Source organism: Salmonella sp. 741265073_HBA, assembly GCF_046569105.1.
GTDB lineage: Bacteria > Pseudomonadota > Gammaproteobacteria > Enterobacterales > Enterobacteriaceae > Salmonella > Salmonella enterica.
Genome location: NZ_JBKFRY010000003.1, coordinates 451,616 through 471,986, shown reverse-complemented (window position 1 = coordinate 471,986; position 20,371 = coordinate 451,616). Strand labels below are relative to the sequence as shown.

22 protein-coding genes and 1 pseudogene are annotated in these 20,371 nt (G+C 51.3%); 17 read left to right on the top strand and 6 right to left on the bottom strand.

Translation table 11 applies throughout. The annotated features are described in order from the left end of the window. Positions 1–131 precede the first annotated feature (131 nt). Complete coding sequence (locus ACLD3P_RS07250) at positions 132–458, top strand: glucose-6-phosphate dehydrogenase (protein ID WP_000240837.1); 327 nt, start codon at positions 132–134, stop codon at positions 456–458. Positions 459–695: 237 nt separating this feature from the next. Then, a complete protein-coding gene (locus tag ACLD3P_RS07245; protein ID WP_000781520.1) occupies positions 696–1,361 on the top strand; it encodes a YecA family protein in 666 nt (221 codons plus the stop codon). A gap of 74 nt (positions 1,362–1,435) precedes the next feature. On the opposite strand, the gene tyrP is transcribed toward ACLD3P_RS07245, so the two are convergent. Next, positions 1,436–2,647: a tyrosine transporter TyrP gene (tyrP, locus tag ACLD3P_RS07240; protein ID WP_115286780.1), complete on the bottom strand. Its 1,212-nt coding sequence runs from the start codon at positions 2,645–2,647 to the stop codon at positions 1,436–1,438. 226 nt (positions 2,648–2,873) lie between these two features. Between tyrP and ACLD3P_RS07235 the strand changes: the two genes are divergently transcribed. Then, positions 2,874–3,113 carry a YecH family metal-binding protein gene (locus ACLD3P_RS07235; RefSeq protein WP_000377241.1) on the top strand — a complete coding sequence of 80 codons (240 nt, stop codon included), beginning with the start codon at positions 2,874–2,876 and terminating at the stop codon, positions 3,111–3,113. Between the two features lie 45 nt (positions 3,114–3,158). Here ACLD3P_RS07235 and ftnA read toward each other — a convergent pair whose 3' ends face one another. After that, entirely contained in the window at positions 3,159–3,656 is a 498-nt protein-coding gene (ftnA, locus tag ACLD3P_RS07230; protein WP_000920619.1) for a non-heme ferritin, read from the bottom strand. Positions 3,657–3,895: 239 nt separating this feature from the next. Further along, positions 3,896–4,231, bottom strand: a complete 336-nt coding sequence (locus ACLD3P_RS07225; protein ID WP_000803229.1) for a YecR-like lipofamily protein — start codon at positions 4,229–4,231, stop codon at positions 3,896–3,898. 255 nt (positions 4,232–4,486) lie between these two features. Between ACLD3P_RS07225 and ACLD3P_RS07220 the strand changes: the two genes are divergently transcribed. After that, positions 4,487–5,125, top strand: a complete 639-nt coding sequence (locus ACLD3P_RS07220; protein ID WP_000684804.1) for an RpiB/LacA/LacB family sugar-phosphate isomerase — start codon at positions 4,487–4,489, stop codon at positions 5,123–5,125. Between the two features lie 178 nt (positions 5,126–5,303). On the opposite strand, the gene ACLD3P_RS07215 is transcribed toward ACLD3P_RS07220, so the two are convergent. Then, a complete protein-coding gene (locus ACLD3P_RS07215; RefSeq protein ID WP_000741707.1) occupies positions 5,304–5,807 on the bottom strand; it encodes a non-heme ferritin-like protein in 504 nt (167 codons plus the stop codon). A gap of 550 nt (positions 5,808–6,357) precedes the next feature. On the opposite strand from ACLD3P_RS07215, the gene ACLD3P_RS07210 reads away from it, so the two are divergent. From ACLD3P_RS07210 to otsA, 4 genes and pseudogenes are all read left to right on the top strand, one after another. Then, positions 6,358–6,915, top strand: coding sequence for a DJ-1/PfpI family protein (locus ACLD3P_RS07210; RefSeq protein ID WP_131046111.1), 558 nt, complete (start codon positions 6,358–6,360; stop codon positions 6,913–6,915). Positions 6,916–7,143: 228 nt separating this feature from the next. Beyond that, positions 7,144–7,325 (top strand): annotated as a pseudogene (gene araH / locus ACLD3P_RS07205) (L-arabinose ABC transporter permease AraH); the annotation flags it as partial. Positions 7,326–7,547: 222 nt separating this feature from the next. Beyond that, positions 7,548–8,351, top strand: a complete 804-nt coding sequence (gene otsB / locus ACLD3P_RS07200; RefSeq protein ID WP_000840114.1) for a trehalose-phosphatase — start codon at positions 7,548–7,550, stop codon at positions 8,349–8,351. Further along, the gene (gene otsA, locus ACLD3P_RS07195; protein ID WP_000089042.1) at positions 8,326–9,747 is read left to right on the top strand and encodes an alpha,alpha-trehalose-phosphate synthase; all 1,422 of its coding nucleotides are present in this window, start codon (positions 8,326–8,328) and stop codon (positions 9,745–9,747) included. Before otsB ends, otsA begins: the two co-directional genes overlap by 26 nt. Before the next feature lie 17 nt (positions 9,748–9,764). Here otsA and uspC read toward each other — a convergent pair whose 3' ends face one another. Together uspC and ACLD3P_RS07185 are read right to left on the bottom strand one after the other, a co-directional pair. After that, the gene (uspC, locus tag ACLD3P_RS07190) at positions 9,765–10,193 is read right to left on the bottom strand and encodes a universal stress protein UspC (RefSeq protein WP_411006454.1); all 429 of its coding nucleotides are present in this window, start codon (positions 10,191–10,193) and stop codon (positions 9,765–9,767) included. Continuing rightward, the gene (locus tag ACLD3P_RS07185) at positions 10,190–10,306 is read right to left on the bottom strand and encodes a hypothetical protein (protein ID WP_001617301.1); all 117 of its coding nucleotides are present in this window, start codon (positions 10,304–10,306) and stop codon (positions 10,190–10,192) included. The genes uspC and ACLD3P_RS07185 overlap by 4 nt, the downstream gene beginning before the upstream one ends. A gap of 682 nt (positions 10,307–10,988) precedes the next feature. On the opposite strand from ACLD3P_RS07185, the gene flhD reads away from it, so the two are divergent. The 9 genes from flhD to cheB all read left to right on the top strand — a co-directional run bounded on the left by flhD (position 10,989) and on the right by cheB (position 20,357). Beyond that, positions 10,989–11,330 carry a flagellar transcriptional regulator FlhD gene (gene flhD, locus ACLD3P_RS07180; protein WP_001518146.1) on the top strand — a complete coding sequence of 114 codons (342 nt, stop codon included), beginning with the start codon at positions 10,989–10,991 and terminating at the stop codon, positions 11,328–11,330. Next, the gene (gene flhC / locus ACLD3P_RS07175) at positions 11,327–11,911 is read left to right on the top strand and encodes a flagellar transcriptional regulator FlhC (RefSeq protein WP_000605987.1); all 585 of its coding nucleotides are present in this window, start codon (positions 11,327–11,329) and stop codon (positions 11,909–11,911) included. The genes flhD and flhC overlap by 4 nt, the downstream gene beginning before the upstream one ends. 124 nt (positions 11,912–12,035) lie before the next feature. After that, complete coding sequence (gene motA / locus ACLD3P_RS07170) at positions 12,036–12,923, top strand: flagellar motor stator protein MotA (RefSeq protein WP_000906312.1); 888 nt, start codon at positions 12,036–12,038, stop codon at positions 12,921–12,923. Continuing rightward, positions 12,920–13,849, top strand: a complete 930-nt coding sequence (gene motB, locus ACLD3P_RS07165; protein WP_000795653.1) for a flagellar motor protein MotB — start codon at positions 12,920–12,922, stop codon at positions 13,847–13,849. The genes motA and motB overlap by 4 nt, the downstream gene beginning before the upstream one ends. A gap of 4 nt (positions 13,850–13,853) precedes the next feature. Then, positions 13,854–15,869, top strand: a complete 2,016-nt coding sequence (gene cheA / locus ACLD3P_RS07160) for a chemotaxis protein CheA (RefSeq protein WP_023137485.1) — start codon at positions 13,854–13,856, stop codon at positions 15,867–15,869. Positions 15,870–15,889: 20 nt separating this feature from the next. Then, on the top strand, positions 15,890–16,393 hold the full coding sequence (gene cheW, locus ACLD3P_RS07155; protein WP_000147295.1) for a chemotaxis protein CheW: 504 nt from the start codon (positions 15,890–15,892) through the stop codon (positions 16,391–16,393). Positions 16,394–16,629: 236 nt separating this feature from the next. Further along, positions 16,630–18,291 carry a methyl-accepting chemotaxis protein II gene (gene tar / locus ACLD3P_RS07150; RefSeq protein ID WP_131046109.1) on the top strand — a complete coding sequence of 554 codons (1,662 nt, stop codon included), beginning with the start codon at positions 16,630–16,632 and terminating at the stop codon, positions 18,289–18,291. A gap of 153 nt (positions 18,292–18,444) precedes the next feature. Beyond that, positions 18,445–19,311 carry a protein-glutamate O-methyltransferase CheR gene (cheR, locus tag ACLD3P_RS07145; RefSeq protein ID WP_000204370.1) on the top strand — a complete coding sequence of 289 codons (867 nt, stop codon included), beginning with the start codon at positions 18,445–18,447 and terminating at the stop codon, positions 19,309–19,311. After that, entirely contained in the window at positions 19,308–20,357 is a 1,050-nt protein-coding gene (gene cheB, locus ACLD3P_RS07140) for a protein-glutamate methylesterase/protein glutamine deamidase (protein ID WP_000036389.1), read from the top strand. Before cheR ends, cheB begins: the two co-directional genes overlap by 4 nt. Positions 20,358–20,371: the final 14 nt, after the last annotated feature.

The following is a 20,371-nucleotide window of genomic DNA, read 5'->3' as shown; positions in this document are numbered from 1 at the left end:
GTCTGAAAAAAGTATGAGCTATAGTGCGGGCTGTTTATTTGAAATACTATCTGGAGCTGATTCTGGATGTGATTATGTGCCTCACACATTGAAGTGAGAGTTATTGTTGGCGGTATCTGGCTGGAGGCTGGGTGGTAAAAAGACGTAATTTATTGCATTTTAATAACGGTGCCCGGTCGGAGCGCGATCTTGGGGATCTGGTCACTAAAGTTTTTGAGAAAGCGGCGAAAAAAGAACCGCAACCGCTATACACATTTAGCCTGCCGTTGCTGAGTGTGCAGGATGAGATCCGTGTTTACTGTAAGAAAAAAAATATCAAAATAGGGTACGATACGCTGTTTATGGAAATAACCTTTTCTGCTGACAGAGAAGCGGTAGACGAACTCATTAAACACTTTTTTACTGAAAATAAGCTCTATTTGAGAGGGCGGTTTTATCTGTCCGCGGCGGTGGTGTAAGTTAGCATGAGTATAATATAGCGAGAAACCTATCTCTCGCTTTTGTGTGGGGCGAGCGCTTCCTGGCGGAAAATCTGCGCCCTGATCCTCCTTTTGTGCGTTAACTTCCGGAATCCTCCTCATTTCGTGTTAATCTGGCCCCTGATGGTTGCCATCCAAACTGCCTGCAAAAAATTATTTTTATCCGCTGCAATGTAAGAGGCCTACAGGCGGAAGTCATCACTGAGGAAAAGCATTATGAAAATGGAACCATTAAACGAGAACGAGCTGGAATGGCTGGATGATGTGCTGACGAAATACAATACCGATCAGGCCATTTTGGATGTCGCGGAGCTGGACGGTCTGATTACTGCGGTACTAAGTTCTCCGCGTCCCATCGACCCGGAACAGTGGCTGGTCGCGATATGGGGGGGACCCGCGTACGTACCGCGCTGGACATCTGAAAAAGAAATGACGCGATTTATGGATCTGGTGTTCCAGCACATGGCGGACACAGCCGCCCGGCTTGAAGACTATCCAGAACAGTTCGAGCCGCTGTTTGGCCTGCGAGAAGTTGATGGCCATGAATTAACGATTGTTGAAGAATGGTGCTTTGGTTACATGCGCGGAGTGTCGCTGTCCGACTGGTCTGACTTGCCGGATACGCTAAAACCGGCGCTGGAAGCGATTGCCTTACACGGCACTGAAGAAAACTTTGCGCTGTTGGATAAAATGAGCCCGGAAGCGTTCGATAAAAGCGTTGATGCTATCCGTATCGCGGCGCTTGAGCTGCATGCCTGGTGGATGGCGCATCCGCACACGACGCCGCTACAGATGCCGATAAAAGCAGAGGTGAAAGTGGGGCGTAACGATCCTTGCCCATGCGGGAGCGGCAAAAAATTTAAGCAGTGCTGCCTGCATTAATGGCTCGTAAACGGCCATAGCGTGATGATTATCGAGCCTGGACGGCGTCCGGGCCCGATAATCTTTGCCTGGCGTTAACCTGGATCGGGCAGGAACCCCAGTGCGATCGAAAACTGGACGCCAATCACGACAATGCCGCAGATAAACACCAGCACCAGCGCTGGCGTGCCGCCTGCCACACGATATCCCGCCTGAGGGCTCTGTTTACGGCATTGCCAGACCAGCATGGCAGGGATGAGCAGTGCCAGCACTGCCAGCGCTACGCCGGCATAGCCTAATGCCATCACAAATCCACGTGGGTAGAAAAGCGCAAACGCCAGCGGCGGCAGAAAGGTAATCAGCCCGGTTTGCAGACGTCCGGACACCGTACTGCGGCGCTGGAATAGATCGGCCAGGTAATCAAATAATCCTAGCGCTACGCCCAGAAAAGAGGTCGCCAGCGCCAGATCGGCGAACAGGTGGACCGCCAGTTCGACATGTGGCGAAGCGACCACTTCTCTGAGTGCCTGCAGCAGGCCATTTAACCCGGCATGGCTGGCCAGTAGCCCTCTGAATGTCGGCGAGTCGATACTTCCCAGCGTGGCGAGCTGCCAAAAAATATAGGCCACTAACGGAATGGCACTACCCGTCATAAAGACCCAACGCAGCCGGCGAATGTTGCCGTTCATATAACTCACAATACTCGGTACGCTTCCGTGAAAACCAAACGAGGTGAAAATGACCGGTATGGCGGATAACGCCAGCCCCTGCTGTAAAGGAAGCGTAAGAAGATTTACTTTATGAATATGTGGCGTGAGCAACGCAAGCATGATGACCAGAAAAATGATCTTTGCGCTAAACAGGAAGCGGTTAAAAAGGTCGACCAGCGAGGTGCCCACACACACCACCCCACCGGCAACAAAGGTGAACAGCAGCACCCCGGCAGCGGGCGAGAGCGTGGCGCCAAGCCAGTTATTAATACTGGATGCCAGTAATTCTCCGGCTCCGGAAATGTAGGCGGCGGTGAGCGCATACATTAAGAACATCATACTGAATCCCGTAAGCCACTGTCCGTAACGTCCAAGATAGCGTTTTGCCAACGAGCCCAGCCCGGTATCTGCCGGAACGTGTTGATATACCTCCAGTAATAGTAGCGCGGTATAACACATCAGCGCCCACAGGCCAATCAACAATCCCAGCGTGACGCTGAAACCAACGCCAGCCGCTGCCAGCGGCATTGCCAGCATCCCGGCGCCGATAGTGGTGCCTGCCACGATAAAAATACTGCCCAGAGTTCTGTTTTTCACGCTTTCTACTACCCCGGTAACAAAGAACGGTGATATCCGCGGCGCAGGGTAAGGCATTACGCTATTTTCGTCAAATGGTCGTTACAATGGGTGTACTGTAAAATTTACAGTTCCGGGCATAAAAGCGAATATGGGAAGAGACGCGGACAACCGCCGCAAACCTGCGCTAGCGCAAAGTCGCTCGCACACGGACACATTAGGCTACGAGTTTTATTCAGGAGGGGTTATGGATTCCATTCACGGTCACGAAGTACTCAATATGATGATTGAGTCGGGCGAGCAGTACACGCATACCTCGCTGGAGGCGGCAATAAAAGCGCGCTTTGGCGAGCGGGCACGATTTCACACCTGTTCAGCGTCAGATATGACGGCGGCGGAACTGGTCGTGTTTCTGGCGGCGAAAGGAAAGTTTATTGCCGTGGAGGACGGTTTTTCAACGCATGAGAGTAAAATCTGCCGCCACTAATACGCCACGGTGAGAGCGCGTCTCACCGTGTAAGGACGTGTTGGATTAATTTTGCGTATCCAGTGTGGAGAGTTCTTTATCAATGAAATAAAGCCCTTCGCCGCTTTTTCCCGCCAGCGTTAATTTATCAATAATAGATTTGAACAGTTTTTCTTCTTCATGCTGTTCTGCCACATACCACTGCAAGAAATTAAATGTCGGATAATCCTGGCTGGTCATTGCGGCATGAGCCAGTTCATTAATTTTTTGCGTAATAAGCTGCTCATGCTCATAGGTCGCGCGGAACAGCTCATCCAGTGAGGTGTACTCAGCGAAGGGCGAAGAAACGGTATTAATGCGCGGCAGGCTTCCGGTATCGGTAAGGTAGTCAAACAGGCGCTGCATATGCGTCATCTCTTCTTGCGCATGGCGACGAAGAAATGCGGCCGCGCCTTCAAAACTGTGATAGCTGCACCACGCGCTCATTTGTTGATAGAGCAGGGAGGAGTATAACTCCAGATTCATTTGCTCATTCAGTTTGTCGATCATTTCTGTTTTCAGCATGGTTCCGCTCCACAAATAGCAAAAGATATACGGTAATGTGGCGCCACTATAATTTGTTATTTTATTATTTGCAAAAGGTAAAATATTAAATTTAATTATTAAAAATACGAATGGGAATAAAACGCATTAACGCCAGTGTATAGGGTATAAAAATAAAGGAAAGCCAGCATCTTCATGCTGGCAATAGCGACCCTGCACTCTCCTCTATTGTAGATGGTGTCGGCGTTAAGCCAGCCGCCTTAATAATAAAGCGGCATGATTTGCGGGACGGCAACGCCCCGGCACTGCCAGGAGAGGGTAAATCGGGTGTTCAGACACAACGAGCCCGCATAAATGCTACAGGTTCCTACCGGCTGACCAAACGAAACGGCATCGGCATAGCCCATCTGCTGGCATTCGCGTGTTGCGGTCCCGTGAGATACATAGTCATCTGTCCGTGAAGTAAAAAATAGCGGCTGGTTATACGTCAGGCGCACGATGCCGCTTATCGGGCTGGCTTCGCTGACCTGCGCTTGTCGAGTAATGGTGCATCCCGTCAGGGCTAGCAGTGAAAGAGTAAAAATAAGAGGCTTCATAAAATCGCTCCGACAATTCGGTATCAGACCATGCTACCTCGTGTCTTGCACCGTCAATGGCTGGAATAACTTACGGATTCGCCTTGATTAAAGGTAACGGCAGGAGGTTTACAGCGGGAACAGAAAATGTGTGAGCGTCTCTTCATTTAATGAAGCTTAGTTTCATTAAATTTGAATGCGTGTTCTTAAGTGAGTAGTGTGGGCAAAACGTCATGATTTACGCAGGCGTGGCCGTCTGCATTCAGGAGGAACACGATGAAAATTGCACTGATGATGGAAAATAGCCAGGCCAGCAAAAATGCCATCATTTATAACGAACTTAGCGCCGTCGCCAATGAAAAGGGATTTCCCGTTTTTAATGTCGGCATGTGCGACGAAAATGACCATCACCTGACGTACATTCATTTAGGCATCATGGCGAGTATTTTGCTTAATGCAAACGCGGTTGATTTTGTGGTTACTGGCTGTGGCACCGGGCAGGGCGCGCTGATGTCGTTAAATATTCATCCAGGTGTCATTTGTGGCTATTGCATCGATCCGGCAGATGCTTTTCTGTTTGCGCAGATCAACAACGGCAATGCGTTGTCCCTGCCATTTGCGAAAGGCTTTGGCTGGGGCGCTGAGCTGAACGTGCGTTTCATCTTTGAAAAAGCGTTTACCGGGCGTAAAGGCGAGGGGTATCCGCCTGAGCGCAAAGCGCCGCAGGTACGCAATGCGGGCATTTTGAACCAGGTTAAGGCCGCGGTCGTCAAAGAGAATTATCTGGATACACTACGGGCTATCGATCCTGAACTGGTTAAAACGGCGGTTTCAGGGCCGCGTTTCCAGCAATGTTTGTTTGAAAACGGCCAGAATAAAGAAATAGAAGCGTTTGTACGTGAGATGCTGGGGTAATGCCTGGACAAGACAGAGACGTTTCGCGCCTGTCGGCTGGCATGATGTGCCGATAATACGCCAGTAGCGACAGGCACCACCTCTGGCAAACAGATCAGAAACGGTGTAGGCCGGATAAGTTGCTTCGCGTTGCTATCCGGCTAATAACGTCTCAATATTGTCGCTCGGGGTGCCGCTATCAGTGATGCTGATAGGTCACGACGTTAAGGAGATGCTGATCGGTTTGCGCCAGGCATAGCCCTGCTCGTTTAGCGCTGCGAACTTCTTCGAGAATAGTTTGTAAAAGTACGCCATCCTGCTGCTGCTCTTTTTCCAGGGTATGGAGAAAATCGAGCGTTGAGGCATCATTCAGCGCTTTCGCTTCATCTGCCAGACGCGACAGCGTGCTGGCGCGTTGCTGATAATCCTCCAGGGTTTTCTGGAATAATTCTTCCAGAGAGCAGAGCTCTTCACCCGGAACGTCAATGGCTTTAACGATAGGGGTGGCGCCGGCGTTTTTCATAAAATTAAACATGCGCATCATTTGCGTCACGTTGCCTTGCGCCTGGGTACGAAGAAAGGTGGCGGTGCCTGTTAAACTGTGTTCAGAACACCATTCGCTTAGATGGAGGTAAAGATTTGATGCGTAAAACTCAAGGTTCATTGGCGTGTTGAGCTTTTGAACCATTCCTACAGCTGCCATAACAATATCCTTATTTCCAGAAAGTGTTGATGTGCATGACAGACGAGAATGCAACGGGCCGTTGTCACATTCTTACCTCTATGCACAATAAATACTCTTAGCAGAAGAACTCCGTTCCGCCAGTCCCTTATGCGATCTCATTTCCTGTTTATCGATCGGTAATGAGAATAGCGCGTCAATAAAAATAAGAAAATCCTTAAATGCAATTGTTTATCTTTTTTTACATTTTCAGCGGTGTGATTTTTTCAGGTGTAATGATTTTTGGTGCGGAGCAGTTACAACCATTTGAAAGTTAAATGATATTATATATATTTGTAATTTATGAAACATTGTTTCAGATCATGGGGTAAGCCTTTCAAGTATGGTAATTTCAATAAAATAAACATTAGTCAGTCTGGATATCACACGCATAAACGGTTGAGAGCAAATATGCCTGTTTTTATAAACTAGCCGATTTTGCGGTAGATCATTTTTAATGTCATTAATCATACGAGCACGTTATTCGGTTGAGCGCAGTTTTGATGGGTGACTCGTTAACAAGGAGCAGTCAATGAAAAAGGTCGCGGTGCTGTTGGCACCAGGATTTGAAGAAGCAGAGGCCATTGTTACTCTTGATATTCTGCGACGTTTGCATATCGACGTCGAAACGCTGGCGTGTGCTGAATCACGGGCGGTGGTGAGTTACCATGATATTCCTATGGTTGCGGACAGCACGCTGAGTGAACGCCAGCAGGCGCTTTTCGATGGGGTAGTGCTGCCGGGCGGTCCGCAGGGGAGCGCTAATCTGGCGGCTAATCCGGCGGTGATCGCTTTCGTTGCGCGTCATGATGCGGCAGGCAAATTAATTTGTCCTATCTGTTCCGCGGCGGCAAGGGTGCTGGGTGCTCACGGATTGCTGAAGGGGCGTCGTTATGTCTGTTCCGGCGACCTGTGGAAAGCGGTTCCGGAAGGTGTCTATGTGGATGCGCCCGTTGTTGAAGATGGTAATTTAATTAGCGGCAAAGGCTTGGGTCATGTCTTTGATTTCGCGCTAACCCTTTCCGCCAGACTGCTGGGAGACGATGTGCCGGTTCGCGAACAGGCTGAACATATCTATTATCCCTGGTAATCGTTATTCACCCAGGGCCGTAAGGATTAGCTGGCTGATGTTATGGATTAATGTGCTGGCTTTCCTGCCTTTTGGCTGATGAATTCGCTCTGGGTTATGTCATTTTTCGCTAAAACTATTCCTGCCATCAGCATTTATCTAATGAATGAAAGATAGTGCACCGTTTTACGTCTTCTCTAACAAGAATCGTTTGACTTTACCCTACATAAAAAATGCTAAAGCTGGTCAATGACTTCCCTGGGTTATGAGTTAATCGTTATTTCTGCGTGTGTCTTAGGGGGGGATTCCTGAAAGGCGGCCTCGGAAAAGTCTCATATGTGGTGGCGAGCGTACTGATATCAGGAACGGTGGAGAACGCGATGAACCTGTTCAACATTTCACCTTTTGCACAGTATGTGGTTCGCGGCTGAATCCTTCTGACAGCAGTTATCTTCGACCATTATAAGCAAAAAGCGAAGCGTACGATTTGATGAATTAACACTCAACTAAACAGTATAGCTTCACGTCATCGCCAGCCGCTACCCCGGCTGGCGATGGTCTTTCTAAATGGCGAGCAGCGTCACACTGTCTATACTTACATGACTAATGAGACCGTTTGTGAGTCTCAATATGATGATAAGGAGGAGACCAGGGTGGCAGAACCGTTAACCGTATCCCCCGAACTCACTGCGAACTATGCGTATTTTTTTGACCTTGATGGCACATTGGCAGAGATAAAGCCTCATCCCGATCAGGTAGTGGTACCGCATAAAATCCTTCAGTTGTTAGACCGTCTCGCGGCGCACAACGCAGGGGCACTGGCATTGATTTCAGGGCGTTCAATGACTGAGCTGGATGCTTTGGCGAAGCCTTTTCGCTTTCCGCTCGCTGGCGTTCACGGTGCAGAGCGTCGTGACATCAATGGTAAAACCCATATCGTGCGCCTTCCTGAAGCGGTAGTCCGTGAGGTGGAGGCGTTATTACGTTCGACGCTTGTAGCGCTGCCCGGAACGGAGCTGGAGACGAAGGGGATGGCGTTTGCGCTGCACTACCGTCAGGCTCCGGAACATGAAGCGGCGCTATTGGCGCTTGCGCAACACGTTACGCAGCACTGGCCGCAACTGGCGTTGCAGCCCGGTAAATGTGTTGTGGAAATCAAACCTAAGGGAACCAATAAAGGCGAAGCCATTGCCGCCTTTATGCAGGAGGCGCCCTTTGCGGGACGGATTCCCGTTTTTGTGGGCGACGATTTGACCGATGAGGCTGGCTTTGGCGTGGTGAATCACGCTGGCGGAATTTCCGTAAAAGTGGGCGTCGGGGCAACCCAGGCGGCATGGCGGCTGGAAAGCGTACCCGATGTCTGGCGCTGGCTGGAGCAAATCAATTATCCACAACAAGAACAACAAGTAATGAATAACAGGAGAGATGGCTATGAGTCGTTTAGTCGTAGTATCTAATCGAATTGCCCCCCCGGATAATAAAGGCGGCGCCGGCGGCCTCGCCGTTGGCGTGCTTGGCGCGCTAAAAGCGGCTGGCGGGTTGTGGTTCGGCTGGAGTGGCGAGACAGGTAACGAGGATGAGCCATTAAAAAAGGTGACAAAAGGTAATATTACCTGGGCATCGTTTAACCTGAGTGAACAAGATTACGAAGATTATTACTGTCAATTTTCCAATGCGGTTCTCTGGCCTGCGTTCCATTATCGTCTGGACCTGGTACAGTTTCAGCGTCCTGCATGGGAAGGCTATATGCGGGTGAATGCGTTATTAGCGGATAAGTTATTGCCCCTTATTAAAGAGAACGACATCATTTGGGTGCATGACTACCACCTGTTACCGTTCGCCAGCGAGCTGCGTAAACGCGGCGTGAACAACCGAATTGGTTTTTTCCTGCATATTCCATTCCCGACCCCGGAGATTTTTAACGCTTTACCGCCGCATGATGAACTGCTGGAGCAGTTGTGTGACTTTGATCTGCTCGGGTTCCAGACAGAAAATGATCGCCTGGCTTTTCTGGATAGCCTTTCGAGTCAAACGCGAGTCACGACTCGCAGCGGCAAGCAGCATATCGCGTGGGGTAAAGACTTCCAGACAGAAGTGTATCCTATCGGTATTGAGCCCGATGAGATTGCTCTGCAGGCAGCCGGGCCGTTGCCGCCTAAACTGGCGCAGCTCAAGGCGGAACTGAAAAATGTGAAGAATATTTTTTCCGTTGAGCGGCTGGATTATTCGAAAGGGCTGCCGGAACGCTTTCTGGCGTATGAAGCGCTACTGGAAAACTACCCGCAGCATCGGGGAAAAATTCGTTATACCCAAATTGCGCCTACGTCACGCGGCGAAGTACAGGCATATCAGGATATTCGCCACCAGCTTGAGACGGAAGCAGGCCGGATTAATGGGAAATATGGACAATTGGGCTGGACGCCGCTCTATTATCTGAATCAGCATTTTGACCGTAAACTGTTAATGAAGATATTCCGTTATTCAGACGTCGGGCTCGTCACCCCGTTGCGTGACGGGATGAACCTGGTGGCGAAAGAGTTTGTCGCCGCGCAGGACCCCGCTAATCCTGGCGTACTGGTACTGTCACAGTTTGCCGGCGCGGCGAATGAACTGACGTCGGCGTTAATCGTCAATCCTTACGATCGGGATGACGTGGCGGCGGCGCTCAATCGTGCGTTAACGATGCCCCTTGCCGAGCGTATTTCGCGCCATGCGGAAATGCTGGACGTGATCGTTAAAAATGACATTAACCGCTGGCAGGAGCGTTTTATTCATGACCTAAAGGAGGTCACGCCGCGTAGCCCTGAGCGTCAGCAGCAGAACAACGTGGCGACGTTCCCTAAGCTGGCCTGAAATATTGCGAGCGGCGACTAGTCGCCCGCTAACGGCACCAGCAACACATCTACCTGGCTGGCGCTGACGACACTTTTTGCCGAGCAGGACGCGCGCGAAAAGAAACTGTGGTTATGGTTGCCGCAAATGACCAGATCAACATGGTGTTTGCGGCACGCAGCCAAAATATGCTGGCTTAACTCACCTGATGCGATGAAAGTTTGTTCAATCGGATAATCCGCCTTTTCCCCCAGCATCTTAAGAAAATTCTCGGTTTCCTCATGCATAACCGCGCGTAAATCCTCCATCATGGGCGCGGCGAACTGGTTATACAGTTCGGGATCGGAAGCGAGAGTAATCAGGCTTACTTTCGCCTGAACAGGGCGGGCGATAGAGACCGCTTTCGCCAGTAGCTGGTGACTTTCCGGGGTGACGGCAACGGCGACAAGAATATGGGTGTAGCTCATAACTCGCTCCTTGATTGCAAGAATATGAGATTGTGCTTTAGCTTTACTCTGTTTATCGCATTTCTGCAATGCGCTAATGCCACATTAATGTGAAGGACATCATAATTAATCATTAATTATTCTTATGTAAAGAATCGTGGCATAAGACACTTTTTACACACCACCAGGATGTTTTATTTAAACGGGTGAACAAGGAAAGCTAAAAGTTAAATCAAATGAGCTTATTTTTAACAGAGGAGGGCGTATGCTGTGACGAGATTAATTAATAACGTTTAATATTTAAGCCACTGTTTAATAAAGGTAAAATAGAATCGTTTCTAAAATAGAAATAATAGCCTGTTATCTATTATCCTGGCGTTATTTTAACAGAGAGAAACAAAAAAGAATTTGGTGTTGACGTACCCCTATTCAGCAGTGTGGAATAGAAAAAGTGAACATTAGGTTATTAATTAAACAAAGTAAAAGCCATGCTGATGGTTTTATAGTAAGTATTCTGTTAAATTATGTGATCTACATCACATATTTTCTAAAATCGCCGTCCCGCTCCGTTGTATGTCACGAAGCTGACGAGTAGAGTTGCGTCGAATTAGGAAAAATCTTAGGCATTTGTAAAAATTGATGTAAACGTGTAAGGCGAATCTCAGTGGGAAGCTGCGTTATACGTCACAATGTCCACAATGTCTGAGCGCTGCTATGCATTTGACCTTTTTGCTTCTTTTACCGGGCCTTCCCGGCGACATCACGGGGTGCGGCTACGTCGCACAAAAATAAAGTTGGTTATTCTGGATGGGAACAATGCATACATCCGAGTTGCTAAAACACATTTATGACATCAATTTGTCATATTTACTCCTTGCACAGCGTTTGATCGTCCAGGACAAAGCATCTGCGATGTTCCGCCTCGGTATCAACGAAGAGATGGCAAACACACTGGGCGCGTTGACCTTGCCGCAGATGGTCAAACTGGCGGAGACGAACCAGTTAGTTTGTCATTTCCGGTTTGACGATCATCAGACGATCACCCGTTTGACTCAGGATTCGCGCGTCGATGATTTACAGCAGATTCACACAGGTATCATGCTTTCAACGCGTCTGCTCAATGAAGTGGACGATACGGCGCGTAAGAAAAGGGCATGATAATGAGTGAAAAAAGCATTGTTCAAGAAGCTCGCGATATCCAGTTGGCGATGGAGTTGATTAATCTTGGCGCTCGTCTACAAATGCTGGAAAGCGAAACACAGCTCAGCCGTGGTCGCCTCATCAGACTGTACAAAGAATTACGCGGTAGCCCGCCGCCTAAAGGGATGCTGCCATTTTCGACAGACTGGTTTATGACCTGGGAGCAAAATATTCATGCCTCCATGTTCTGCAACGCCTGGCAATTTTTACTGAAGACCGGCTTATGCAGCGGTGTGGATGCGGTGATTAAAGCTTATCGGCTTTATCTTGAGCAGTGTCCGCAACCGCCTGAAGGGCCGTTGTTGGCGCTGACTCGCGCATGGACGCTGGTGCGTTTTGTTGAAAGTGGGTTGCTTGAATTGTCGAGTTGTAACTGCTGCGGTGGGAACTTTATTACCCATGCGCATCAGCCCGTGGGCAGCTTTGCGTGTAGTTTATGCCAGCCGCCATCCCGCGCAGTAAAAAGACGTAAACTTTCCCGAGATGCTGCCGATATTATTCCACAACTGCTGGATGAACAGATCGAACAGGCTGTTTAACCGAAACGGTGTGGACAAACACTCCAGCAGCGGTAAGTCATTACCGCTGCTTTTTTTTGCCTTGCCTTCGCGTTAATCGCCCGACTGCGCATCCTGTCATAGTCAACAGCGGAAGGATGATGTCGTGCTTATCTTATTAGGTTACCTGGTGGTTATCGGTACAGTTTTCGGCGGTTATGTCATGACCGGCGGACACCTTGGGGCACTCTATCAACCTGCTGAACTGGTCATCATTGGCGGCGCGGGGATAGGGGCGTTCATTGTCGGCAACAACGGGAAGGCCATCAAAGGCACGATGAAAGCGATCCCGTTGTTATTTCGTCGTTCGAAATACACGAAATCTATGTACATGGATTTGCTGGCGTTGCTCTATCGCCTGATGGCCAAATCACGCCAGCAGGGGATGTTCTCCCTTGAACGCGATATTGAAAATCCGAAAGAGAGTGAAATCTTCGCCAGTTATCCGCGTATTCTGGCCGATGCGGTAATGCTTGATTTTATTGTCGATTATCTGCGCCTGATCATCAGCGGCAACATGAATACGTTCGAAATTGAAGCGTTGATGGATGAAGAGATTGAAACCCATGAAAGCGAGGCGGAAGTCCCGGCCAACAGTCTGGCGATGGTGGGGGATTCGCTGCCTGCCTTTGGTATCGTCGCGGCGGTAATGGGGGTGGTTCACGCTCTGGCTTCAGCCGATCGTCCGGCAGCGGAGTTGGGGGCGCTGATTGCCCATGCCATGGTAGGTACGTTCCTCGGTATTTTACTGGCTTATGGATTCATTTCACCGTTAGCGACCGTTTTGCGCCAGAAGAGCGCCGAAACCACCAAAATGATGCAGTGCGTAAAAATTACACTGCTGTCTAATCTGAACGGCTATGCGCCGCCGATTGCCGTGGAATTTGGTCGTAAAACGCTTTATTCCAGTGAGCGTCCATCGTTTATTGAGTTGGAAGAACACGTTCGCGCAGTGAGAAACCCAAACCAGCAGCAGACAACTGAGGAAGCATGAAAAATCAGGCTCATCCCATTGTCGTCGTAAAACGCCGCAGGCACAAACCGCACGGCGGCGGGGCGCACGGTTCCTGGAAAATTGCCTACGCCGATTTTATGACGGCGATGATGGCTTTTTTTCTGGTGATGTGGCTGATTTCCATCTCCAGCCCTAAAGAATTAATTCAGATTGCCGAATATTTTCGTACGCCGTTGGCCACCGCGGTAACGGGGGGAAATCGGATTGCCAATAGCGAGAGCCCGATACCAGGCGGCGGCGATGATTACACCCAACAGCAGGGTGAAGTGGAAAAGCAGCCGAATATCGACGAGCTGAAAAAACGGATGGAGCAGAGTCGCTTAAACAAACTGCGCGGCGATCTGGATCAACTGATCGAATCCGATCCCAAACTGCGCGCGTTACGTCCGCATCTGAAAATTGATTTGGTTCAGGAGGGGTTGCGCATCCAGATTATCGACAGCCAGAACCGCCCGATGTTTAAAACCGGCAGCGCCGAAGTTGAGCCGTATATGCGCGATATCCTGCGTGCGATTGCGCCAGTGTTAAACGGTATACCTAATCGCATTAGCCTGGCCGGCCATACCGATGACTTTCCCTACGCGAACGGCGAAAAAGGCTATAGCAACTGGGAGTTATCCGCCGATCGCGCCAATGCCTCGCGTCGCGAACTGGTCGCTGGCGGGCTGGATAACGGAAAAGTATTACGGGTGGTTGGCATGGCCGCCACGATGCGGCTGAGCGATCGCGGTCCTGATGACGCCATCAACCGCCGTATAAGCCTGCTGGTGTTAAACAAACAGGCGGAACAGGCCATTTTGCATGAAAACGCTGAAAGCCAGAATGAGCCGGTAAGTGTATTACAACAGCCTGCGGCAGCCCCGCCGGCAAGCGTACCCACATCGCCAAAAGCGGAACCGAGGTGATAGCGTGAGCATGGATATTAGCGATTTTTATCAGACATTTTTTGATGAAGCTGACGAGCTGTTGGCTGATATGGAGCAGCATCTGCTGGATTTGGTGCCGGAATCCCCGGACGCTGAACAACTGAACGCCATTTTTCGCGCGGCGCACTCCATTAAAGGCGGCGCGGGCACATTCGGCTTCACTATTCTGCAGGAAACCACACATTTAATGGAAAACCTGCTGGATGAAGCCCGACGCGGTGAAATGCAGCTCAATACCGACATTATCAACCTGTTTTTGGAAACGAAAGATATTATGCAGGAACAGCTCGACGCCTATAAAAACTCCGAAGAGCCGGATGCCGCAAGCTTCGAATATATCTGCAATGCGCTACGCCAGTTGGCGCTGGAGGCGAAAGGCGAAACCACGCCGGCGGTCGTAGAAACCGCGGCACTAAGCGCGGCGATCCAGGAAGAGAGCGTAGCCGAAACCGAATCGCCTCGTGACGAGAGTAAACTGCGCATTGTACTTTCACGGTTGAAAGCCAATGAGGTCGATCTGCTTGAAGAAGAGTTGGGCAATCTGGCTACTCTGACGGATGTCGTTAAGGGAACGGATTCACTGTCGGCAACTCTGGATGGCAGCGTCGCGGAAGATGACATTGTCGCGGTGCTCTGTTTTGTCATCGAGGCCGATCAGATCGCTTTTGAAAAAGTGGTCGCCGCGCCCGTGGAAAAAGCGCAAGAGAAAACCGAGGTAGCGCCGGTAGCGCCTCCGGCAGTCGTTGCGCCAGCCGCCAAAAGCGCGGCCCATGAACATCATGCGGGGCGTGAAAAACCTGCGCGTGAACGCGAGTCCACCAGCATTCGCGTGGCGGTAGAGAAAGTGGATCAGCTCATAAACCTGGTCGGCGAGTTAGTGATTACCCAGTCAATGTTGGCCCAGCGTTCTAACGAGCTGGACCCGGTAAACCACGGCGATCTCATTACCAGTATGGGGCAGTTACAACGTAACGCCCGCGACTTACAAGAGTCGGTGATGTCGATTCGCATGATGCCTATGGAGTACGTCTTCAGCCGTTTCCCGCGTCTGGTACGCGATTTAGCGGGCAAACTGGGCAAGCAGGTAGAGCTGACGCTGGTGGGGAGCTCCACTGAACTTGATAAAAGCCTGATCGAACGCATTATCGACCCGCTGACGCACCTGGTGCGCAACAGTCTCGACCACGGGATTGAAATGCCGGAAAAACGCCTTGAGGCGGGGAAAAATGTTGTCGGCAATCTGATTCTTTCCGCAGAACATCAGGGCGGGAATATTTGTATTGAAGTGACCGATGACGGCGCGGGGCTTAACCGTGAGCGTATCCTGGCGAAGGCCATGTCGCAGGGGATGGCGGTGAATGAAAACATGACCGACGATGAAGTAGGCATGTTGATCTTCGCGCCGGGATTCTCAACTGCGGAACAGGTCACGGATGTCTCCGGTCGCGGCGTTGGCATGGATGTGGTGAAACGTAACATTCAGGAGATGGGCGGTCACGTTGAGATCCAGTCAAAACAAGGCTCCGGCACCACGATTCGTATTCTGCTGCCGCTGACGCTGGCCATCCTCGATGGGATGTCGGTTCGCGTGGCGGGGGAAGTTTTTATCCTGCCGTTGAATGCGGTGATGGAGTCGCTGCAACCGCGTGAAGAGGATCTTCATCCGCTGGCGGGCGGCGAACGGGTTCTGGAAGTTCGCGGCGAGTATTTGCCGCTGGTCGAATTGTGGAAAGTGTTTGACGTGGACGGGGCGAAAACCGAAGCCACGCAGGGCATTGTTGTGATCCTGCAAAGCGCGGGACGCCGTTACGCGCTGCTGGTCGATCAGCTCATCGGTCAGCACCAGGTGGTGGTCAAAAATCTGGAAAGCAATTATCGCAAGGTACCGGGGATTTCCGCCGCGACGATCCTGGGCGACGGCAGCGTCGCGCTGATTGTTGATGTTTCCGCATTGCAGGGTTTAAACCGCGAACAACGTATGGCGATCACAGCCGCCTGATTGAGTGAGAAGGGAATAATATGACCGGTATGAGTAATGTAAGCAAACTGGCCGGCGAGCCGTCAGGTCAGGAATTCCTGGTGTTTACACTGGGAAATGAAGAGTACGGCATCGATATCCTGAAAGTGCAGGAGATCCGTGGCTATGACCAGGTGACGCGCATCGCCAATACTCCGGCCTTTATAAAAGGGGTGACTAACCTGCGCGGCGTGATTGTCCCCATTGTCGATCTGCGCGTGAAATTCTGCGAAGGCGACGTAGAGTACGATGACAATACGGTAGTGATCGTACTGAATCTGGGGCAACGCGTCGTCGGGATAGTGGTAGACGGCGTGTCTGACGTACTGTCGTTAACGGCGGAACAAATCCGTCCGGCGCCAGAATTTGCCGTGACCTTGTCAACAGAATATTTGACGGGATTGGGCGCGCTCGGCGAGCGTATGCTGATTCTGGTGAATATCGAAAAACTGCTTAACAGCGAAGAGATGGCGCTGCTGGATATCGCAGCATCACACGTCGCGTAATAACGTTGCCGGATGGCGTCGCGCCATCCGGCAATATTCACCGTTATGCTTCCGCCAGCGGTGAGAGTGCCTCTTCATCGCCCGCGCCCAGCCCCTGCATTTTGCGCCGACATCGCCGCTGCGTCACTGTTATTGTCAATGTCGTCTTCCGGAACAGCGTATTTCCTTTTTGCAAAAGTAAAGTTATCACCGCAGGTGCCGATAACGTTGATAACTCGTTATCAGGAAGGTGCCTTATGTTTAACCGTATCCGCGTTGTCACAATGCTGATGATGGTGCTGGGGGTTTTCGCACTGCTACAGCTTGTTTCCGGTGGTTTGCTGTTTTCTTCATTACAGCATAACCAGCAAGGTTTTGTTATTTCTAACGAATTACGCCAGCAACAAAGCGAACTCACGTCGACATGGGACTTAATGCTGCAAACGCGCATTAACCTGAGCCGCTCCGCCGCACGCATGATGATGGACGCTTCTAACCAGCAGAGCAGCGCCAAAACGGATTTACTCCAGAATGCAAAAACGACCCTCGTACAGGCGGCGGCGCACTACGCCAATTTCAAAAACATGACGCCATTGCCAGCGATGGCGGAGGCCAGCGCGAACGTCGATGAAAAATATCAGCGCTATCAGGCCGCATTAACCGAACTTATTCAGTTTCTGGACAATGGCAATATGGATGCCTACTTCGCCCAGCCAACCCAGGGAATGCAAAACGCGTTGGGCGAGGCGCTGGGCAATTACGCCCGGGTGAGCGAAAACCTGTACCGCCAGACATTTGATCAAAGCGCTCATGACTACCGTTTTGCGCAATGGCAACTGGGGGTTCTTGCGGTCGTGCTGGTGCTGATTTTGATGGTGGTTTGGTTCGGCATTCGTCATGCCCTGCTTAACCCATTAGCGCGAGTGATTACTCATATCCGTGAAATTGCCAGCGGCGACCTGACGAAAACGCTCACCGTCTCAGGGCGTAATGAAATTGGCGAACTGGCGGGAACGGTTGAACATATGCAACGCTCGCTGATTGACACCGTGACGCAGGTTCGCGAAGGTTCGGATGCGATTTATTCCGGCACCAGTGAAATTGCCGCCGGTAATACCGACCTCTCTTCCCGTACCGAACAGCAGGCCTCCGCTCTGGAGGAGACGGCTGCCAGCATGGAACAACTGACGGCCACCGTGAAGCAAAACGCCGATAACGCCCGTCAGGCTTCGCAACTGGCGCAAAGCGCCTCCGAGACCGCGCGTCATGGCGGCAAAGTGGTCGACGGCGTGGTAAACACCATGCACGAAATTGCCGACAGTTCGAAAAAAATCGCTGACATTATCAGCGTTATCGACGGTATTGCTTTCCAGACTAACATTCTGGCGCTGAACGCGGCGGTAGAAGCGGCGCGCGCGGGAGAGCAGGGGCGCGGTTTTGCGGTCGTGGCAGGCGAGGTGCGTAATCTGGCCAGCCGCAGCGCCCAGGCGGCGAAAGAAATAAAAGCGTTGATTGAAGATTCCGTCTCGCGTGTCGATACCGGTTCAGTGTTGGTGGAAAGCGCCGGAGAAACCATGACTGACATCGTCAATGCCGTTACGCGCGTCACGGATATCATGGGCGAAATCGCCTCCGCTTCGGATGAGCAAAGCCGGGGTATCGATCAGGTCGCTTTGGCCGTTTCCGAAATGGATCGCGTAACGCAACAGAACGCCTCGCTGGTTCAGGAGTCCGCAGCGGCCGCCGCCGCGCTGGAAGAGCAGGCCAGCCGTCTGACCCAGGCGGTATCGGCTTTCCGCCTGGCATCGCGACCGCTGGCGGTAAATAAGCCTGAGATGCGTTTGTCAGCGGACGCTCAGTCCGGCAATACGCCGCGGCCATTAGCCGCCGGGGATGATGCGAACTGGGAAACCTTTTGATCGACGTGTGCTGTCGGTTATCGATTAATTTGCGAACCCGCCGATCCCTTTCGTCTGGTTCGCATAGATAAAAGCAAAAAATGTGTAATACGGGAAGCATGGCGCTGCCGCAGGGCGCGCCCGTTGTATTTTGAATGTGATTAAGAAGGCGCTATGACATCATCTCTGCCCTCCGGGCAAACGTCAGTATTGTTACAGATGACACAGCGCCTCGCGCTGTCCGACGCGCATTTTCGTCGGATATGTCAATTAATCTACCAGCGCGCAGGGATCGTGCTGGCCGACCATAAGCGGGATATGGTTTATAACCGCCTGGTCCGTCGGCTGCGTACCCTGGGACTGGATGATTTTGGCCGTTATCTCAGTATGCTGGAGGCTAATCAAAACAGCGCTGAGTGGCAGGCTTTTATCAACGCTCTGACTACCAACCTGACCGCTTTTTTTCGCGAGGCGCACCATTTTCCCATCCTTGCGGAACATGCGCGTCGCCGCCACGGCGAGTACCGCGTCTGGAGTGCGGCGGCATCGACAGGAGAAGAACCTTACAGTATCGCCATTACGCTGGCGGATGCGTTGGGGATGGCCCCCGGTCGCTGGAAAGTATTCGCCAGCGATATTGATACTGAAGTGCTGGAAAAAGCGAGAAGCGGTATTTATCGCCTCAGCGAACTGAAAACGTTATCGCCGCAGCAGCTACAACGTTATTTCATGCGCGGTACGGGGCCGCATGAAGGACTGGTGCGCGTGCGTCAGGAACTGGCCAATTATGTTGAATTTTCCTCCGTTAATTTGTTGGAAAAGCAGTACAACGTACCCGGTCCCTTTGACGCGATTTTTTGCCGTAACGTCATGATCTATTTTGATAAAACGACTCAGGAGGACATTCTGCGCCGTTTTGTTCCACTCCTTAAACCTGACGGACTGTTGTTTGCCGGTCACTCAGAAAACTTTAGCAACCTCGTGCGCGAGTTTAGCCTGCGCGGACAGACGGTGTATGCGCTAAGTAAGGATAAAGCATGAGTAAAATCAGGGTATTGTCAGTTGATGATTCCGCGCTAATGCGCCAAATCATGACTGAAATTATTAATAGCCATAGCGATATGGAGATGGTGGCGACTGCGCCGGATCCGTTGGTCGCCAGGGATCTCATCAAAAAATTTAATCCGGACGTATTGACCCTGGACGTTGAGATGCCGCGTATGGACGGCCTCGATTTTCTGGAAAAACTGATGCGCCTGCGACCGATGCCGGTGGTGATGGTCTCTTCGCTGACCGGGAAAGGTTCCGAAGTGACGCTACGGGCGCTGGAGTTGGGGGCCATCGATTTTGTCACTAAACCGCAGCTTGGCATTCGTGAAGGTATGCTGGCGTATAGCGAGATGATCGCCGAAAAAGTGCGTACCGCCGCGCGGGCCCGCATCGCCGCACATAAACCGATGGCGGCCCCGGCAACCTTAAAAGCCGGTCCGCTGCTCAGTTCGGAAAAACTGATTGCTATCGGCGCTTCAACGGGCGGTACTGAAGCTATCCGACATGTGCTGCAACCGCTGCCGCTTTCCAGTCCGGCAGTGATTATTACGCAGCATATGCCGCCTGGCTTTACCCGCTCGTTTGCCGAGCGTCTGAATAAACTCTGTCAAATCAGCGTGAAGGAGGCGGAGGACGGCGAACGCGTATTGCCAGGTCATGCCTACATTGCGCCCGGCGACAAGCATATGGAGCTGGCGCGTAGCGGGGCGAATTATCAAATCAAAATTCATGATGGCCCGCCGGTAAACCGGCATCGGCCTTCCGTGGATGTGCTGTTTCATTCGGTGGCGAAACACGCGGGGCGCAACGCCGTAGGCGTCATTCTTACGGGGATGGGCAACGATGGCGCCGCTGGAATGTTAGCGATGTACCAGGCTGGCGCCTGGACCATTGCGCAAAACGAAGCAAGTTGTGTGGTGTTCGGCATGCCGCGCGAGGCCATCAATATGGGTGGCGTAAGCGAAGTGGTCGATCTTAGCCAGGTAAGCCAGCAGATGCTGGCGAAAATCAGTGCCGGACAGGCGATACGTATTTGAACCAGGAGTAGTAT

Coding starts and splice junctions, on each gene's coding strand:
- ACLD3P_RS07245 (WP_000781520.1), top strand. CDS start 696: ATGAAAATGGAACCATTAAACGAGAACGAGCTGGAATGGCTGGATGAT.
- ACLD3P_RS07235 (WP_000377241.1), top strand. CDS start 2,874: ATGGATTCCATTCACGGTCACGAAGTACTCAATATGATGATTGAGTCG.
- ftnA (WP_000920619.1), bottom strand. CDS start 3,656: ATGCTGAAAACAGAAATGATCGACAAACTGAATGAGCAAATGAATCTG.
- ACLD3P_RS07225 (WP_000803229.1), bottom strand. CDS start 4,231: ATGAAGCCTCTTATTTTTACTCTTTCACTGCTAGCCCTGACGGGATGC.
- ACLD3P_RS07220 (WP_000684804.1), top strand. CDS start 4,487: ATGAAAATTGCACTGATGATGGAAAATAGCCAGGCCAGCAAAAATGCC.
- ACLD3P_RS07215 (WP_000741707.1), bottom strand. CDS start 5,807: ATGGCAGCTGTAGGAATGGTTCAAAAGCTCAACACGCCAATGAACCTT.
- ACLD3P_RS07210 (WP_131046111.1), top strand. CDS start 6,358: ATGAAAAAGGTCGCGGTGCTGTTGGCACCAGGATTTGAAGAAGCAGAG.
- otsA (WP_000089042.1), top strand. CDS start 8,326: ATGAGTCGTTTAGTCGTAGTATCTAATCGAATTGCCCCCCCGGATAAT.
- uspC (WP_411006454.1), bottom strand. CDS start 10,193: ATGAGCTACACCCATATTCTTGTCGCCGTTGCCGTCACCCCGGAAAGT.
- ACLD3P_RS07185 (WP_001617301.1), bottom strand. CDS start 10,306: ATGATTAATTATGATGTCCTTCACATTAATGTGGCATTAGCGCATTGC.
- flhD (WP_001518146.1), top strand. CDS start 10,989: ATGCATACATCCGAGTTGCTAAAACACATTTATGACATCAATTTGTCA.
- flhC (WP_000605987.1), top strand. CDS start 11,327: ATGATAATGAGTGAAAAAAGCATTGTTCAAGAAGCTCGCGATATCCAG.
- motB (WP_000795653.1), top strand. CDS start 12,920: ATGAAAAATCAGGCTCATCCCATTGTCGTCGTAAAACGCCGCAGGCAC.
- cheW (WP_000147295.1), top strand. CDS start 15,890: ATGACCGGTATGAGTAATGTAAGCAAACTGGCCGGCGAGCCGTCAGGT.
- tar (WP_131046109.1), top strand. CDS start 16,630: ATGTTTAACCGTATCCGCGTTGTCACAATGCTGATGATGGTGCTGGGG.
- cheR (WP_000204370.1), top strand. CDS start 18,445: ATGACATCATCTCTGCCCTCCGGGCAAACGTCAGTATTGTTACAGATG.
- cheB (WP_000036389.1), top strand. CDS start 19,308: ATGAGTAAAATCAGGGTATTGTCAGTTGATGATTCCGCGCTAATGCGC.